Raw genomic sequence first — 17,826 nt, 5'->3', positions numbered from 1 at the left:
TGGTCAACATGTACGGGATCACTGAGACGACCGTGCACGTGTCGTACGTCGCGCTCGACCGTGCCTATGCCGCGACCGCGCCTGGCAGCATCATCGGCACGGGGATTCCCGACCTGCGGGTCTACGTCCTCGACGACCGCCTCCAGCCCGTGCCGCCCGGTGTCGTGGGCGAGCTCTACGTCGCCGGTGCGGGCCTGGCGCGTGGCTATCTCAACCGCCAGGCCCTGACCGCCGAGCGCTTCGTCGCCGATCCGCACGGCAAGCCCGGCACGCGCATGTACCGGACCGGCGACCTGGGCCGCTGGCGTCGCGACGGCAGCCTGGAATACCTCGGCCGGTCCGATCAGCAGGTGCAGCTGCGCGGCTTCCGCATCGAGCTCGGCGAGATCGAATCCGTGCTCGCCCGCCACGAGTCCGTCTCGGACGTGGCCGTCATCATCCGTGACGACCGCCTGATCGCGTACGCGGCCGGCACGGGCATCGACTCGGCGGAGCTCCGGCGTTTCGCGGCCCGCGACCTCCCCGACCACATGGTCCCCGCGACGGTCGTGCGGCTCGACGCCCTGCCCTTGACCTCCAACGGCAAGCTCGACCGCAAGACACTCCCCGCCCCCGACTTCGCGGCCAAGGTCTCCGCACGCGCTCCTCGCACGGCCGACGAGGAGGCTCTTGCCGCGCTCTTTGCTGAGGTGCTGGGTCTGGAGCGGGTTGGCGTCGATGACGGCTTCTTCGATCTGGGCGGTGACTCGATCATCGCGATCCAGCTGGTGTCGCGGGCACGCCAATCGGGTTTGGTCATCTCTCCCCGTGATGTCTTCCAGCACCAGACCGTCGAACAGCTCGCCGCGGTCGCCCGCCCGGTCGGCGAGGGCGAGGAGATCGAGACCGAGGCGCCCGGCACCGGCACCGGCCCGGTCCCGGCGACGCCGATCATGCACTGGTTCCGCGGCCTGCGGGGTCCGGTCACCGACTACAGCCAGCGCATGGTGCTCCAGGCCCCGCCCGCCCTGGACATGGAACGCCTGACGACGGCCCTGCAAACGATCCTCGACCACCACGACATGCTCCGCCTGCGCGTGAACGGTGACGAGTTCGAAGTCACCGAGACCGGCACGGTCGACGCCGCGTCCCTGCTCCGGCGGGTGGACATCCAGGGCTTGAGCGGCGATGCCCTCCGCGACGTTCTCGCTCATGAGGCGAACGCCGCGAAGGCACGCCTCGACCCGTCCGCCGGGATCGTGGCGCAGCTCGTCTGGTTCGATGCGGGGGCACGATCAGGCCGGCTCCTCCTGACCCTGCACCACCTGGTCGTGGACGGCGTCTCCTGGCGCATCCTGCTCCCCGACCTGGTCACCGCCTGGGCCGGGGGAGAGCTCCTGCCGGTTCCCACCTCGTTCCGCCGCTGGGCCCAGCGCCTGGTGGCCGAAGCCTCAGAACCCTCCAGGGCCGCCGAACTCCCCCTCTGGGCCGACATCCAGAGCACCCCGGACCCCCTCCTCGGCGCCCGCGCGCTCGATCCGGCGATCGACACGTTCGGCACCGCCCGCCACCTCACCGTCGACCTGCCCGCCGACGTCACCGGGCCGCTGCTCACCGACGTGCCCGCCGCGTTCCACGGCCGTGCCAACGACGTGCTGCTCACCGGGCTCGCCCTCGCCGTCGCCGAGTGGCGCCGCGGCGACGACCCGGCGGTGCTGATCGATCTGGAGGGCCACGGCCGCGAGGAGATCGTCCCGGGCGTGGACCTGTCCCGTACGACCGGCTGGTTCACCTCGATCTTCCCCGTCCGCCTCGACGCGGGCCCGATCGACTGGGCCGAGGTACGGGACGGCGGCCAGGCCGTCGGCACCGCGCTCAAGCGGGTCAAGGAGCAGCTCCGGGAGATCCCCGACAACGGCATCGGCTACGGCCTGCTCCGCCATCTCAACCCCGCCACCCGCGAACACCTCGCGGGCCGTACCCCGCAGATCGCCTTCAACTACCTGGGCCGATCCGCCGTGCCCGAGGCCGCCGACTGGTCTCCGGCCGCGCAAGCCGACAGTGACGCCCTCGGCAGCGGCCAGAACGACGGCCTGGCCCTCGTGCACGCCATCGAGGTGAACGCCCACACCCGCGACCTCCCTGGCGGCCCGGCGCTCACCGCGACCTGGACCTGGGCGGGCGCCCTCTTCTCCGCAGAAGACATCGAGGCCCTCGCGGACAAGTGGTTCGAGGCCCTGCGCGGCCTCGTCGCCCATGTCATCGACGGCGGCGACGACGGACCGGTCGGCGGATTCACCCCCTCGGACCTCTCCCTCGTGGAGGTCAGCCAGGACGAGATCGACGAACTGGCCGCAGAGCTCGACGACGAATGGGACGGCGAATGACGGCACCGGCGCAGCAGCAGAAGCAGTCTCAGCTGGAGGACATCCTGCCGCTGTCGCCGCTGCAGCAAGGGCTGTTCTTCCACGCTCTGCATGACAGCGGCCAGGACGTCTACACGGCGCAGGTCGTCTTCGATCTGGAAGGGCCGCTCGATGTGGCGGCGCTGAAGGCGGCGGCTGCGACGTTGCTGCGGCGGCACGCCAATCTGCGAGCCGGGTTCCGGCAGCGCAAGGAGGGCACGCCGGTCCAGATCGTGCAGCGGCAGGTCCGGTTGCCCTGGCAGGACGTCGATCTGAGCGCGTCACCCGAAGACGAACGGGAGGCGCAGGCCAAGGCGGTCGCGGATCGGGACCGGGCGACGCCGTTCGACATGGCCAGGCCGCCGCTGCTCAGGTTCACCCTGATCAAACTGGCGGACGGGCGGCACCGGATGGTGTTCACCAACCACCACATCCTGCTGGACGGCTGGTCGACGCCGATCCTCCAGACGGAACTCTTCGCGCTCTACCTGGCAGGCGGTGATGACACGGGGATGCCGCGTGTCGCCCCGTACAAGAACTACCTGGCCTGGCTCGCCAAGCAGGACCGGGGCGCGGCCGAGGAGGCATGGCGGCGCGCGCTGGCGGGGGTGGAGGAGCCCACCCTCGTCGCGCCGGAGGCAAGGGCGGCGACGGGGGAGCCTGGCCGGGTCCGGCTCAGGCTGAGCGAACAGCTGACCGCTGACCTGAACGCGCGGGCGCGGGCTCAGGGCGTCACGCTCAACACGGTGATGCAGCTCGCGTGGGGCATGCTGCTCGGGCGGCTCACCGGCACCACCGACGTCGTGTTCGGCGCGGCGGTGTCTGGGCGCCCCGGGGACCTGCCGGGCGTCGAGCAGATGATCGGGCTCTTCATCAACACGCTCCCGATCCGGGTGCGGGTGCGGCCTGCGGACACGGTCGCGGAGGCGCTCACGCGGCTCCAGGGCGAGCAGGCCGAACTGATGGCCCACCACCATCTGGGGTTGCCCGACATCCAGCGGCTCACGACGGTCGGGACGCTCTTCGACACGATGACCGTGCTGGAGAACTACCCGTTCGACCCGGACGCGGCGGGCACGGATCTGGGCGGCCTGACGCTGACGGACGTCGACGGCTATGACGCCAGCCATTACCCGCTGGCGCTGGCGGCCGTGCCCGGGCGCCGGCTGTCGCTACGCGTCGACCACCGGACCGACCTGTTCGGGCCTGAGGACGCGGAACGGCTGGCCGGGCGGCTGGTCCGGATCCTCGAGGCCATCGCCCATCGGCCGGACGCCCCGCTGGCCTCGGTGGACGTCCTCACGGAGGACGAGACAGCCAAGGTCCTGCGGGAGTGGCAGGGTCCCGTGACGGAGAGGCGTCCCGGGATCACCATCACCGAACGCTTCGCGGAATGGGTCCGGGAGACCCCCGACGCCGAGGCGATCCGCTGGGCGGGGCAGTCGATCACGTTCGCCGAGCTCGACGCGCGGGCGAACCGGCTCGCGCACCGCCTGATCGGTCTCGGCGTGCGGCCGGAGACCCCGGTGGCCATGCTCCTCGAACGTTCCGCCGACGCGATCGTCTCCTCGCTCGCCGTGCTCAAGGCGGGCGGCGCGTACGCCCCGATCCACCACGGCCATCCACCGGACCGCATGGCCTGGGCGGTCGCCGAGGTCGGCGCGCCGGTGCTCCTGGTCAACACCCCGATGAAGGATCGCGCCGCGGAGTTGCAGGGGGCGGCCACCGTGATCGTCGTGGACGACGATCCGGAGCTGGCCGTCCAGCCGAGCACCGATCCGGGAGTCGTCAACCGGCCCGATCAGCTCGCGTTCGTCCTGTTCACCTCCGGGTCCACCGGGCTGCCGAAGGGCGTGATGCTCCGGCACCGCGACGCGGTGGACCTGGTGGACGACGCCGCGATGCGGAACGGCGGGCACGACCGGGTGCTGGTCCACTCGGCGCACGCGTTCGACGCCTCCACGTACGAGATGTGGGTCGGGCCGCTGGCCGGCGGCTGCGCCGTCGTCGCGCCACCCGGCCAGCTCGACGCCGCCGCACTCGAACATGTCATCGCCGAGGAGGGCGTCACCGGGCTCTTCATCACCACGACGCTGTTCAACCTGGTCGCGGAGGAGCGGCCGGCGGCGTTCGCCGGGCTCAAGGAGGTGCTCACCGGCGGGGAGGCGGGATCTCCGGCGGCGATGCGGAAGGTCCTGGCGGCCTGCCCTGACACCGAGGTCGGCCATGTCTACGGGCCGACGGAGGCCACGACCTACACGACGGTCACCGGAATGCGCGCGCCGCTCTCGGCGGGCGAGCGGTCCCCGGTGCTGGGCCGCCCGATCGATGACATGCGGCTGTACGTGCTGGACGCGGGGCTGCGGCCCGTGCCGCCCGGCGTGACGGGCGAGGCCTACATAGCGGGCGCGGGACTGGGCCGCGGTTACCTCGACCGGCCCGGACTCACCGCCGAGCGCTATGTCGCCGACCCGTTCGGCGCGCCCGGCGAACGCATGTACCGGACCGGCGACCTGGTCCGGTGGCGTCCGGACGGGCAGCTGGAGTACGTCGACCGGGCCGACTTCCAGGTGAAGATCCGCGGTTTCCGCATCGAGCTCGGCGAGATCGAGTCCGCGCTCGCCGCCCATCCCGGCGTCTCCAACGTGGCGGTCGTCGCCCGCGAGGACAGCCCAGGAGTCAAGCGGCTCGCCGCGTACGTCATCCCCGCCGCCGGCGTCCCGGACGACCCACGCCAGTTCGCGGAACAACTGCGGCGATGGGTGGCGTCGCGGTTGCCGGAGTACATGGTTCCGGCGGCGTTCGTGGTCCTGGACACCTTCCCGACGAACCCCAACGGCAAGCTCGACCGGCGGGCGCTGCCCGCACCCGACTACGGGCGGGCGAACGCGGGACGCGCCCCCGAGACGCCTGAGGAGGAGCTGCTCTGCACGCTGTTCGCTCAGGTCCTGGAGGTCGAACGGGTCGGCGCGGACGTCAGCTTCTTCGACCTCGGCGGGGACAGCATCGCCGCGATCAAGCTGGTCACGCGGGCCCGGCAGGCCGGGCTGGAGCTGGCGCCGCGGGACGTCTTCACGTACCAGACCGTGGAGGCGCTCACCCGGCGCGGTGAGGAGGAGCAGCTCGGGTTCGAGGTGCTGCTGCCGATCCGTCCGGCGGGTTCGCGGCCGCCGTTGTTCTTCGTTCACCCGGCGGGCGGGCTGGCGTGGAGCTACCTGCAGTTCCAGCGGCACCTGAGCCCGGAGCAGCCGATCTACGGGTTGCAGGCCGGCGCGTTCACGCGGGAAGAGCTGCCGGGGTCGGTCGGGGAGATGGCGCGGGACTACGTGGCCGAGATCCGTGCCGTCCAGCCGGCCGGGCCGTACCACCTGGCGGGCTGGTCCCTCGGCGGGCTGATCGCGTACGAGATGGCCTGCCTGCTCCAGGCCGACGGAGAGGAGGTGGCGCTGCTCGCGCTCATCGACGCCTTCCACTCCCAGGACCTGGAGGCCGAGAAGCGCCAGATCCTGCCCGAGCTGCTGGAGTCCATCGGCATCGACGCCACAATGATCGCCGATGACGGCAATCCGGACCTGGCGCAGATCATGGCGGTGCTGGCCGACCGAGAGGACGCCCTGTCCACGCTCGGCGAGGACGACCTGGTCAACGTCTACCGCAACTACGAGAACGGGGTGCACCGCGCCGAGGAGTACCGGCCCGGCCCGTTCCGCGGCGACCTCGTCTTCTTCACCGCGCTCCAGGGACGCACGGACGAGATGCCCACCGGGCCCGCCAACTGGGGCCCGCTGGTCGACGGCCGGATCGAGGACCATCCGCTGGACGTCGACCACCACCTGCTGATGGAACCCGTGCCGGCCGCCGAGATCGGCGCCGTCCTGGCCGCCAAGCTCGACGAACTGTACGGATAGGCCCTGTACGAATAGGAAGGACCCCAGATGACCAACCCCTTCGAGGACCCCGACGGCACCTACGTGGTGCTGACCAACGACGAGGGCCAGCATTCGCTGTGGCCGTCGTTCGCCGAGGTGCCCGCGGGCTGGACGGTCGCCAAGACCGAGGACACGCGGCAGGCCTGCCTGGACTACGTCAACGACAACTGGACCGACATGCGCCCGAAGAGCCTCATCGAGGCGATGGGTGGCTGATCCCGGGGTTCCCGCCCCGGGGAGCGCCCTGGAGATCTCCGCGGTCACCGAGTGGGCGATGGAGATGTGCGACGCCGCCGACCTGAGGGCCGCACCGCCGCCGGACATCGAGATGACCTTCAGCCGTTCCAGGGTCTCCTCGCCCGACGTCAGCCGCGCCCTCTACGCCGCCGTCGGCGCCCGGGTGTGCTGGACCGACCGGTTCCCCTGGAGCCACGAGGATTGGCGGGCCTGGGTGGACCGGCCCGAGCTGGCCACCTGGATCGTGATGGCGGGGGGCACGATCGCGGGGTTCTTCGAGATCGAGGCGCAACCCGGCGGCGACACCGAGATCCATCTGGTGGGGCTGACCCCCGCGTTCGTCGGCAAGGGGTACGGGGGGCACCTCGTCGAGCAGTGCGTTCGCCGTGCGTGGCAGCGGGGGGAGTCCTGGGCCGAGCACACGGGACCGGCCACCCGGGTGTGGCTGCGGACCAGCACGCTCGACCACCCCAACGCGATGGGCAACTACCGGAGCCGTGGATTCAAGGTCGCCGCCGAGACGACCCGGTCGAAGCTGGTGCCCGATCCGCGCCTCGCACCGTGGCCGCTGCCGGCCGATCCCCGTACCGTGGCCCGTACGTGCGACCCTGCCCGCACATGCGACGAGGAGTTGATCCGGTGACCTGGTTCCGTTGCGCCGAGACGCGGCCGTGGGCTTCGATGCGGCTGTTCTGCCTGCCGCACGCGGGCGGCTCGGCGGGCTTCTACCGGTCGTGGGCCAAGGAGATCAGCCCCGCCGTCGAGGTGCATGCCGTGCAGTACCCCGGCCGGGCCGACCGGCTCGGCGACGCGTTCGTCACCGACGCCCACCAGCTCGCCCGCCTCATCGCGGGCGCCATGGCCCCGTTGCTCGACCGGCCGGCCGCGATCTTCGGCCACAGCATGGGCGCCGTGATCGCATACGAGGTGACGCGCCTGTTGCAGGAGCGCGGCGCCGCGCCCGTGCACCTGTTCGCCTCCGGCACGCGCCCGCCGCACGACCGCGGTGACGACCGGGTGACCGGCAAGGACGACGACGCCGTGGTCGCCGAGATGGTCAAGCTCGGCGGCACCGATGCGGAGGCCATGCGGGATCCCGAGCTCCGCGAGCTGGTCCTGCCCTACGTCCGCAACGACTTCCGGCTCATCGAGGAGTACGTCCACCGCCCCGGCACGCGTCTCACCGTCCCGGTGACCGCCGTCATCGGTGACGCTGACCCGCACGTGACCGAGGCGCAGGCCGCAGGATGGGCCGAGGTCACCGATGGCCGTTTCGCGCTGCGCGTGCTCCACGGCGACCACTTCTATCTCGTGCCGCGCCAGTCCGAGGTGCTCAGCGAGGTCATGTGCACCCTCGAAGTCCCCGCCGGCTAGGGCCGTCTCACACGCCCAGCTGGACTGATGTCCAATACCGGTCCTGGGCCTCGTCGCGGTGGCATGGCCGTCGTACAGTCGAAGCGGCGGGGGACCGGCTGAAAGAGCTGCGGACATCCCGCCCCCGGAGGCCCCGCCTGGGAGTGGCCATGGGCGTCGAGATCCGGGTGGAAGGGCTCAAGAAGTCGTTCGGGCGGCAGGTCATCTGGGAGGACGTGACCTTCACGATCCCCGCCGGTGAGATCTCCGCGCTGCTGGGGCCGTCCGGCACCGGCAAGTCGGTCTTCCTCAAGAACCTGGTGGGCCTGCTGCGCCCCGACCGCGGCCATGTCTACGTCGGCGGCGGCGACGTGCCGCGCCTGCGGGAGAACGAGCTGTACGACATGCGCCGCAAGTTCGGCGTGCTCTTCCAGGACGGCGCCCTCTTCGGCTCCATGAACATCTACGACAACATCGCGTTCCCGCTGCGCGAGCACACCAGGAAGAGCGAGTCCGAGATCCGCCGGATCGTGCTGGAGAAGATGGAGATGGTCGGGCTCAGCGGCGCCGAGGACAAGCTGCCCGGTGAGATCTCCGGCGGGATGAAGAAGCGCGCCGGCCTGGCGCGCGCCCTCGTGCTCGACCCCGAGATCATCCTGGCCGACGAGCCGGACTCGGGGCTCGACCCGGTGCGCACCGCCTACCTCAACCAGCTGTTCGTGGACCTCAACACCGAGATGGGCGCGACGTTCCTCATCGTCACGCACGACATCGGGACGGCCCGGGTGCTGCCCGACAACCTGGGGCTGCTCTTCCGGCGCGGGCTGGTGATGTTCGGACCACGGGAGATGATCCTGTCCAGCACCCACCCGGCGGTGAACCAGTTCTTCAACGCGCGGCGCCAGGGCCCCATCGGCATGGCGGAGGAGAAGGACCAGGCCGAGGTGGCGAGCGAGGGACAGATACCCCAAGCCATGCCCGCGCCGATCCCGCCGCAGCTCATGCCCAGCGACGGGCGGCTGCGTCCGTCGATGCGGCGGCCAGGGGAGTGGCTGCGGCAGCACCAGACCAAACCCCCGCCCGGATCGTTCGTCGACGACCAGGGCCGCAATTGGCTCACCGACTGGGACTCCCTGACCCACGCCGGTCACCGCCCGCAGTGACCCAGCCGGAGCCCGGTCGAGCGGTTGTGGACCCGCCCGTTGCGTGACCCAGGGTCGTTGCTTAATAACGGTCAGTATCAAGGTGTGAAATCTTTCTCCTCGACCGCCGAGTGAGCGGGACGCAAGAATGTACTGGTGACGCTGTTGCTGAACCGCTCCCAGCTGGAGTCCCTGCTGGATCCGGCTGACTGCCTGGACGCGCTGCGGCGGGGCTTCGCGGCTGAGAGCGGGGACGTGGGGCCGCAGCGGGTGGTGACCCCGCTGCCCGGCCCGGGCACCGCCACGGCCCTGATCCCCGGCCTGATCAAGGGCGTCCCCGCCTACACGGTGAAGGTCAACGCCAAGTTTCCCGGGGTCCGCCCCGCTCTGCGCGGCGTGGTGTGCCTGCACGACCTGGACACCGGGGAGCTGCTCAGCCTGCTCGACTCCGCCACCGTGACCGCCTGGCGCACCGGCCTGGCCGCCGCGCTGGGCACCCACGCCCTGGCCCGCCGGGACGCCGACACGGTCGCGGTCATCGGTGCCGGCGCGCAGTCCGACCTGGTCCTCAAAGGTCTGACAGGGCTCCGCCAGGTGCGCGAACTCGTCGTCTACGACCTGGATGCGGGGCGGGCCACCGAGTTCGCCAAGCGGCACGGCATGCGGCTCGGCGTCCCCGCGACGACCGCCTCGAACGCGCGGGCCGCGGCTTCGGGCGCCGGGATCGTCATCGTGGCGACATGGGCGCGACGGCCGTTGCTGAACGGCGGTGATGTGGTCGCGGGCACCCACGTGACCTCGCTCGGCGCCGACGAGCCCGGCAAGACCGAGCTGGGCGCGGAGCTGCTGGAGGGCGCCCGCGTGGTGGTCGACGACGTCGCACTGGCCGTCGAGATGGGTGTGCTCGCGGGTGCCGGGCTGGACGTCAAGCATGCCGCGGGAACGCTCCGCGACCTTCTCCGCGGCCAGGTGCCGGGCCGCGTGAAGGACAACGAGATCACCGTCTACGCCCCGGTCGGCCTGCCCTGGCAAGACCTCGCCGTCGCCTGGGTGGCCTACAGCGCCGCCCGTGACACGGACACCGGCGCCACCTTCGACTTCCTCCGCTGATCTCACCCGGCCCGCACGCCGCCCACCCGCGTCGCGGGTCGGGCGGCGTGCTCATGACGAGACAATTCCCCGTATTCGGCCGGGGAGAATTTACCTGTGATGTTGACGCAGTGAAATCTTCTTACTTCACTCTGAGACTGCCCCCTGCCGTCCGAAGGTGACCGCATGCCTCAGCCGCTCCCGCCCCGCTCCCGACTACGCCCCCCGCCCCGCCCGTTCACCGGACTCCCGGTGAACCGGGCATCCACCAGGAGGAACACACGATGATCCGGATGGTCATCGGCGATCCGGCGCCGCTCTTCCGGTGCGGACTCGTCGCCATGTTGGATCAGATGTCGGATTTCGAGGTCGTCGCCGCGACGGACTCGGCCAAGGACGTCGTCAGGGCCGGGCTCGAACTCCGTCCCGATGTGGCGTTGCTGGACGTCGACCTTCTCGACATGGACGGCTTCGCCGCCTCGGACACGCTTCACGACGAGGTGCCCGAGTGCCTGTCGGTCCTCATGACGGCCCGGTCCCGGCCCGGTGACGTACGCCGGGCGGCCGCCGCGCACGCGCAGGGGCTGGTGCTCAAGGACACCTCGCCCGACGGCCTGGCCGCGGCGATCCGCAAGGTCGCCCGCGGCCAGCGGGTCGTCGATCCGGACCTGGCCTTCACCGAGCTCAGTGCCGCGGAGAACCCGCTGACCGATCGCGAGCACGAGGTGCTCGTGCTCGCCTCCGAGGGCAAGTCCGCCGACCAGATCGCCGAGACCCTCCTGCTGGCCATCGGCACCGTCCGCAACCATCTGTCGCGCATCAACCGCAAGATCGGCGCGCGGAACCGCGTCCATGCCATCCGGATAGCCGAAGAAGCCGGCTGGCTATGAACACTCCCTCATTACCGCGCGTGCCTCACTGCGTATTTATGCGAACGGTCTTATTGGGCTGCGCTAGAACGTTTGGTCGAATCCCCTGTCTTTGGGGATGGCCGATATCGGCCGGACTCTCTTTACCTCCGCTTTGCTTCTGACCACCGGCCTTACCTGCGATTCGTTCGCCAACCGGCTATCTGCTTTTCAATTGACGGTGCAGGTCGGCCGGGTGCCTGCTCGATGGTCAACATGGCGATGGCGGGCGAGGTGATGTCCGGTTTGACGCACCGACAGACTTTCGTCACCCTAAGTGGTGGCCCCTTCAACTCAGCCCAGTTAAGGCGGCGTGATGCAGCGCAGATTTTCCGGTGCCCGGCATATTCCGGGTGTGTATTTCGTGAGTTCGGCGTCCACTCGCCATGGCGACCACCCGATATCGCCGCTACCTGATCATGAGGAATACAGGTGATTCGGGTACTGATCGCCGATGATATGCATCTTTTGAGAAGCGGGCTGGTCGCGCTTCTGGACGGGGAGCCGGATATCTCCGTGGCCGCGACGGTGGAATGCGGCGGGAAGCTGGTGGCGGCAGCCCGGGGAGGCGCGCCGCAAGTGGCGCTCATCGACATCGACCTGACCGACATGGACGGCTTCAAAGCGGCCCGGCTGCTGCGCGACCAGATGCCCGGCTGCGCCGTCATCATCATGGCCGACCGCTGCAGGGCGGGTGATCTGCGCCGGGCCGTCGCGGCAGGCGCGGACGGGTTCCTGCTCAAGGACACCTCCCCGGCGGACCTGGTGGACGCCATCCGCCGGGTCGCCGACGGCGAGCGGGTCATCGATGGCGGTGTCGCCTTCGCCGAGCTCGGCGAAGGCAAGACCGACAGCCCCCTGACGCCCAGGGAGGTCGAGGTGCTCAAGGCCGCAGCGGAGGGCTGCACGGTGGGGGAGATCGCCCAGCGGCTCTACCTGGCCAGCGGAACGGTGAGCAACTACCTGTCGCGCATTCTGACCAAGATCGATGCGCGCACCCGCGTTGAGGCCGTGGCCATCGCCAAGGAACGCGGCTGGTTGTGGCCTGACGAGGGTTAGGTTCGCAGGCCGGTGTGGGCGGCGGCGAAGGCCAGCATGTCGGCGGCCAGTTCCAGGGATCGGCTGGCCGCGCGGGCGCCGTGGCCGACACCGGCTTCCCGGCGGAAGAGGATCGGGCGCGAGCCGGAGGTGGCCCACTGGAGGTTCGCGCACATCTTGCGGGCGTGCATGGGGTCCACCCTGGTGTCGCCGTCGAAGACGGTGAAGAGGACGGCGGGGTAGTCGACGCCTTGGTGCACGTGGTGGTACGGGGAGTAGGCGTACAGCCATTGGAACTCCTCGGGCTTCGAGGCGGAGCCGTACTCGCCGCTCCAGGAGGCGCCGAGGCCGGAACGTTCGTACCGGATCATGTCGAGCAGCGGCGCCACGCAGACCGCGGCGGCGAAGAGCTCGGGCCGTTGGGTGAGCGCCGCGCCCACCAGGAGGCCGCCGTTGGACTCACCCCAGATGGCGAGCCGGTCTGAGGTGGTGAGCTCCTCGGAGATGAGCATTTCCGCAGCGGCGATGAAGTCGTCGAAGACACGCTGTTTGCGGTCGAGCACACCGGCACGATGGGACGAGAGTCCTTGCTCGCCGCCGCCGCGCAGGCGCGCGATCGCCAGGCGGCCACCGGCGTCGACCCAGGCGAGGGCGTCGGCCGCGTACGAGGGTGTGAGCGGGACTCCGAAACCGCCGTAGCCGTACAGGATCGTGGGGAGCGGGCCCTCTGCGCCGGCGGGGCCGATGACGGTGACGTGCACTGGCGAGCCGTCTGCGGAGAGGGTTTGGTGCGTCCGGGTCTCCACGTCGGGTGTGTCGACCTTGCCGGGGGACTCCTCCCAGAGTTTGGTCTCTTGCGTACGCGCGTCGTAGGACCAGACGGCCTCCGGGGTGACGGTGTCGGTATAGGTGAACCAGACCGTGTCGCCGCCTTCGGGACGTGACGCCAACGGGCCGATCGAGCCCGGGCCCGGCAAGGGGACGTCGCCGAGCGGTTCGCCGGTGGCCAGGTCGTGCACGGTGATCTCGCTGATCGCGTTCCGGATCCAGGCGACGACGAGCACGGGCCGGTCGAGACCGTCCAGGATCGCGAAGTCCGTGAGCACCGCCTCGGGGTCCTCCGCGATGAGCTCGCGTTGAAGGGTCGGCTTGGCGGGGTCGGCGACGCTGATCCGGACTCGCGGCGCCCGATGATCGGTCACCACGTACATCCGTTCGCCTCTGACGATCAGCACGCTTCTGGCGTTGACGTCGTGCTGTACGGGTGTGAAATCCGGCTTTTCAGGTCGTGAGGACGACAGGTCGGCGAGCCACAGGTCGTTGCGGGGGCTGGTGCCGGGGACGGCGGAGACGGCCAGCCAGCGCCCGTCATGACTGATGCCCAGCCCGTACGAGACCGGGCCGTCCGCGTCGGCGCCGAAGACCACCGGGTCGAGATCCGCCGGAGTGCCGAGCCTGTGGAGATGGACTTCCTTGGATGTCACTGTGGCCCGTACGTAATAGAACCCTCGCCCGTCGGGCAGCCAGGCCACAGGTGAATACCGGCAGCGGTCGATCGGCCCCTCGACGACCTTGCCGGTCTCGACGTCCATGACGTACAGCTCGGCCCGCTCGGTGCCGCCGGTGGACAGCTGGTAGGCCAGCAGCCGGCCGTCTTGGCACGGCTGCCAGGCGTCGAGGGTGGTCAAGCCGGTCGGATCCAGCGCGGTGGGGTCGATGAGCACGCGAGAGGGCCGGTCGCCGGCTGAGACGTGCAGCACGGCGTGTTCCTGGCCCGGCGCCCGGCGCAGGAAGAACCGGTTGTCCCCCCGCCACATCGGTGCTGTGATCATGCCGGTGCCGACCAGGGTGGCGCCGCGGGCACGCAGCTCGTCTCTGGCGGTCAACGTGCCGGCGGCCGTCTGCCAGAGCTCGTCCTGCGCCGCCAGCCACTCGTTCGTCTGCGGGCTGGACGGGTCCTCCAGCCACCGGTACGGGTCCGGCACCCGGTGACCGTGCAGGTCGTCGACGATCGGCTGGCGCTCCGCGGGCGGATGGCTCATTGCACGGACTCCCGTTCATGGTCGAAATCGGCGGCGCGCCAGTGCCCGACCAGCTCGGCATAGCCGGGCGCGTCACGCATCAGCTCGGCATGGGTGCCGTGCCAGACCCGGGTGCCGTCCATGAGCAGCACCCGCTGGGCACGGCGGGCGGAGCTGATCCGATGGGCGACCACGATGAGCGTGGTGCCCCGGTCGGCGAAGGCGGACTCCGCCAACGCCTCCGCCGCCGGGTCGAGGTGGCAGGTCGCCTCGTCCAGGATCATGAGCCTGGCGGGGGACAGGTAGGCCCTGGCCAGGGCGATCAGCTGGCGCTCTCCGGCGGACAGCGAGCCGGGATCGAGTTCGGCGCGGTGGCCCCCGAGGCGGTCGGCCAGCGCGGCCATGCCGACCGCCTCGACGGCCTGCCCCACCGCGCGTTCGGACGAGCCCGGCGCCAGGTAGGTCAGGTTGTCCCACAGCGAGCCGCGGAACACGTACGCCTCCTGCGGGATCAGCACCCGGGCCGCGGGTTCGAGCCGGTCCGCGGGGACGCCGCCGACCAGCACGCTGCCCGCGTCCGGGACGACGATCCCGGTGATCAGCGCCGCGAGCGTGGACTTGCCGATCCCGCTGGGGCCGAGCACCGCCACGTGGTCCCCCTCGTCCACCCGCAGGTCGAGATCGGCGATGACGGGGTCCGCGTGCGGCCCGTATCCGAACGTCACGCCGCGGATCGTGACGTCGGCCCCGGCGGCGGGCGTCGCCCGGGGCCCGAGGGCGGGCACCCGCGACTGCTCCAGGATCCTGTTCAACGACACCAGCAGCCGGACGCCGCTGACCCCGAGGCCCTCGACCAGCCCGCCGAACGCGGGGGTCAGCGACTGGGTGACGTACGCCAGCGCCCCGATGACCACACCGGGGTCGGCGCCGCGCCGCAGCAGCCAAGGCGTTCCGGCCAGCAGCGCCAGCACCGGCAGCCATCCGCCCAGCGAAAGAGACAGCGTGCGCATCGCGGTCACGCGGGCCAGCGCCCGCCCCGCCGCCGCCTGCTCCGCCACCCGGGCCTCGGCCGTCGCACCGACCCGGTCTTCGGCGCCGCAGGCCGTGATGTCGCGCAGCCCGCCGGCCACGTCGGCGAAGACCTCGACGTTCCGCTCGTCCGTCAAAAGGAAGTGCCGCTGCCGCCGGGCGAGCGCGGGCAGCGACAGGAGAAAGAGCGCGACCCCCGCGCAGAACGGCGGCAGTACCAGCCAGAGGACCTCCGGGACCAGGGTCAGCATTCCGAGCGTCACGCTCGCCACCGTGAACGCGAACGACCGTACGACCGAGATGACCGCCGCGAAGGCGTCCCTGGCCAGTTCCACCTGCAGAGTGGAACGGGCGACCGCCGACGAGCGCGGCTGTTCGAGCGGCGCCGCGGTACGGCGCAGGGTCGCGTGCACGATCTGGCTCAGCAGCCGGTCGCGGAACGGCTCGACGACCCCGGCGACGGCCAGCATCACCTGCCGGGCGCCGAACGCGGCCACCAGCCAGGCCGCGCCGAGCACGGCCAGCCAGGCCATCCCGGTCCACGGCCGGGACGCCGCGAACCCGTCGTCGATCGCCCGCGCGATCGCATGCCCGATGACGAACGCGGGCGACGCCTCCAGCACGGACCAGAAGGCGATACGGACGAGCATGCGGGGCTCCCGGCGGAGCGCGTCCCACAGGAAGCCGCCGGTGGTCATCCGGCCTCCAGGCATCCGGTGTCCAAGCCGTCCTGGAACACGGCGCGGTAACCCGGGTCCGCCCACAGCACGCTGTGCCGCTCGTACGCGCGGATCCGGCCGTCCTCCAGCCAGACCACCCGATCGGCGCGGGCGGCGGTGCCGACCCGGTGCGCCACGATGAGCCGGGTGCGGCCGCGCAGCCGGCCGGTCAGCGCCTCGCCGACCTGGTATTCGGTCACCGTGTCGAGGCTCGAGGTCGCGTCGTCCAGGACCAGGAGGCGCCGGCCCTGCGCGAACGCCCGGGCGAGGCCGATCCGCTGCTTCTCCCCACCGGACATGGGAGCGTCCTGCAGCCGGGTCGCGTAGCCGTCGGGCAGTTGCCGTATGAACGTGTCGGCGCGGGCGGACGCGGCCGCGGCGTGGACGACCTCGGGGTCGCGAGTGGGAAGCCCCAGGGCGATGGCGTCCTCAAGAGTCGCCTCGTCGAGGGCGCCGCCCATCAACGTCGGCCTTTCGAACGCGAATCCGATCGCTTGGCGCAACTCGTCCCTGGGCAGATCGCGCAGCGGTACGCCGTCCAGCAGCACCGTTCCGCGTTCGGGATCCACCAGCCGTCCGGCCAGCGCGGCGAGCAGCGACTTGCCCGTGCCGGAACGTCCCACCACGGCCGTCGCGGTACCGCCCGGCAGCACGAGGTCGAGACCGTCGAGCACCGGCTTGCCGTCGAGGCCGATCGACACACCGCGGAACTCCAGGGTGCCAGGGCCTGCGGGCAGCGGCCGTTCACCGTGCTCGACCGGCGTGCCCGCCAGCAGTTCGGCGACGCGGCCGGCCGCGGCGCGCGCCCTCGCCAGCCGCCCCACATGGCCGAGGGCGGCGCTGAACCCCGCGCCCAGCACGACATACCTCGCGGCTGCGTACAGCTCGCCGACGCTGAGATCACCGGACGCGAGCCGCAATCCCCCGACAGCCAGCACCGCCACCTCCAGCAGCGGAATCGCCAGACCCGCCTGGACGCCCGCCCGTGCGTTCGCCCGCCAGAGGCCCATCCCGTGCTCGCGCAGCACCGGCAGTGGCTCCAGCACGCGGCGAGCCTCCGCGTCGGCGGTCCCGGCGGCGGCGATCGTGCGTGCCCCGCCGAGCGCGTCGAGGAGCCGGGACGCGAGGTCGCCCTGCGTCTTCTGGTAGCCGGCCGACAGCGTGGTGGTGTCACGCAGGAACGCACGCAACACCAGGGTGATCAGCACCAGCCCGGCCAGCAGGGTGAACGGCAGCCACACGTCGATCAGGGCGAGCGCGACAAGGCTGCCCGCCGTGGGCAGCAGCAGCGCGGCGGTGGTGATGAGGGCCTCCGGGGCACGACCCACCTCTTCGGTGTTCATGCCGAGCCTGGTCACCAGGTCGCCCTCGGGCAGGCGGCGCGTCATCGCCGGACCGGTGCCGAGGACATGCCTCAGCAACGATCGGCGCAGCCAGGCCGACGCCTGCGCGCTGGTGGCACCGGTCGCCCAGATCCCAAGGCTCTCGCAGGCCACCACCCCGGCGACGACGGCCGTGCACGCGAGCAGCCAGCCGTCCACCCCCGCTCCGCCGGCGACGAGGCTGTCGACCGTACGGCCCATGACATAGGGCAGGGCCAGTTGCAGGAGCGCGCCGCCGATCGCCGTCGTCAAGAGCACGCCCAGCCAGGGGCCGCCGCTCCGGAACGTCCTGGCCACCAATCGGTCTGCTGCCCGCACGGTCCTCCTTCATGAACATGACCTCGAAGCATGGCAATGCCCTGAGCGGCCGTTGCCGGCTGGGACCACGGCCGCCCAGGGATGTGCCGCCCTAGGGCGTATCTCAAGGTCAGCTGCCGACCTTGAGAGACGCCCTCACACTCAGTGGCAGAGAGCCGCGCTGAGGTTGCTCGGCTTGCCTGAGTGGCAGGTCAGCAGCGTCAGCGTGCTGCCACCGCTCGCCACGTCCGACGTCGCGGGTGCCTGAAGACCCTGAAGGTCGAGAAGCGCCATGTGT

The 17,826-nt window shown here is 71.0% G+C and carries 13 protein-coding genes; 9 read left to right on the top strand and 4 right to left on the bottom strand.

Annotated elements, in window-relative coordinates; genetic code table 11:
* From F8566_RS47145 to F8566_RS47105, 9 genes are all read left to right on the top strand, one after another.
* Positions 1–2,366: condensation domain-containing protein (locus tag F8566_RS47145; protein WP_151570552.1), on the top strand; the 2,366-nt coding region annotated here is incomplete at its 5' end.
* On the top strand, positions 2,363–6,292 hold the full coding sequence (locus F8566_RS47140) for an amino acid adenylation domain-containing protein (protein WP_151570550.1): 3,930 nt from the start codon (positions 2,363–2,365) through the stop codon (positions 6,290–6,292). The genes F8566_RS47145 and F8566_RS47140, both read left to right, overlap by 4 nt.
* A 27-nt stretch (positions 6,293–6,319) precedes the next feature.
* Positions 6,320–6,529: an MbtH family protein gene (locus F8566_RS47135; RefSeq protein ID WP_151570548.1), complete on the top strand. Its 210-nt coding sequence runs from the start codon at positions 6,320–6,322 to the stop codon at positions 6,527–6,529.
* Positions 6,522–7,193 (top strand): GNAT family N-acetyltransferase, encoded by a 672-nt coding sequence (locus F8566_RS47130; protein ID WP_225994176.1) that lies wholly within the window; start codon positions 6,522–6,524, stop codon positions 7,191–7,193. Before F8566_RS47135 ends, F8566_RS47130 begins: the two co-directional genes overlap by 8 nt.
* Positions 7,190–7,924, top strand: a complete 735-nt coding sequence (locus F8566_RS47125; protein ID WP_151570546.1) for a thioesterase II family protein — start codon at positions 7,190–7,192, stop codon at positions 7,922–7,924. The genes F8566_RS47130 and F8566_RS47125 overlap by 4 nt, the downstream gene beginning before the upstream one ends.
* A gap of 149 nt (positions 7,925–8,073) precedes the next feature.
* Positions 8,074–9,066 (top strand): ABC transporter ATP-binding protein, encoded by a 993-nt coding sequence (locus F8566_RS47120; RefSeq protein ID WP_151570544.1) that lies wholly within the window; start codon positions 8,074–8,076, stop codon positions 9,064–9,066.
* Between the two features lie 135 nt (positions 9,067–9,201).
* Positions 9,202–10,155: an ornithine cyclodeaminase family protein gene (locus F8566_RS47115; protein WP_151570542.1), complete on the top strand. Its 954-nt coding sequence runs from the start codon at positions 9,202–9,204 to the stop codon at positions 10,153–10,155.
* A gap of 263 nt (positions 10,156–10,418) precedes the next feature.
* A complete protein-coding gene (locus tag F8566_RS47110) occupies positions 10,419–11,024 on the top strand; it encodes a response regulator transcription factor (RefSeq protein ID WP_151570540.1) in 606 nt (201 codons plus the stop codon).
* 450 nt (positions 11,025–11,474) lie between these two features.
* Complete coding sequence (locus tag F8566_RS47105; RefSeq protein WP_151570538.1) at positions 11,475–12,101, top strand: response regulator transcription factor; 627 nt, start codon at positions 11,475–11,477, stop codon at positions 12,099–12,101.
* Here F8566_RS47105 and F8566_RS47100 read toward each other — a convergent pair.
* The 4 genes from F8566_RS47100 to F8566_RS47085 all read right to left on the bottom strand — a co-directional run bounded on the left by F8566_RS47100 (position 12,098) and on the right by F8566_RS47085 (position 17,822).
* The gene (locus tag F8566_RS47100) at positions 12,098–14,122 is read right to left on the bottom strand and encodes a prolyl oligopeptidase family serine peptidase (RefSeq protein ID WP_151570536.1); all 2,025 of its coding nucleotides are present in this window, start codon (positions 14,120–14,122) and stop codon (positions 12,098–12,100) included. The genes F8566_RS47105 and F8566_RS47100 overlap by 4 nt on opposite strands.
* Positions 14,119–15,828, bottom strand: a complete 1,710-nt coding sequence (locus F8566_RS47095; protein ID WP_225994175.1) for an ATP-binding cassette domain-containing protein — start codon at positions 15,826–15,828, stop codon at positions 14,119–14,121. The genes F8566_RS47100 and F8566_RS47095 overlap by 4 nt, the downstream gene beginning before the upstream one ends.
* Positions 15,825–17,549 (bottom strand): ABC transporter ATP-binding protein, encoded by a 1,725-nt coding sequence (locus F8566_RS47090; RefSeq protein WP_151570532.1) that lies wholly within the window; start codon positions 17,547–17,549, stop codon positions 15,825–15,827. The genes F8566_RS47095 and F8566_RS47090 overlap by 4 nt, the downstream gene beginning before the upstream one ends.
* Positions 17,550–17,690: 141 nt before the next feature.
* Entirely contained in the window at positions 17,691–17,822 is a 132-nt protein-coding gene (locus F8566_RS47085; RefSeq protein ID WP_151570530.1) for a SapB/AmfS family lanthipeptide, read from the bottom strand.
* Positions 17,823–17,826 lie beyond the last annotated feature (4 nt).

It is taken from the genome of Actinomadura rudentiformis (assembly GCF_008923185.1).
In the GTDB taxonomy this organism is placed as follows: Bacteria; Actinomycetota; Actinomycetes; order Streptosporangiales; family Streptosporangiaceae; genus Spirillospora; species Spirillospora rudentiformis.
Note: the sequence above shows the minus strand (reverse complement) of the source record. Positions and strands in the feature narration are given on the sequence as shown.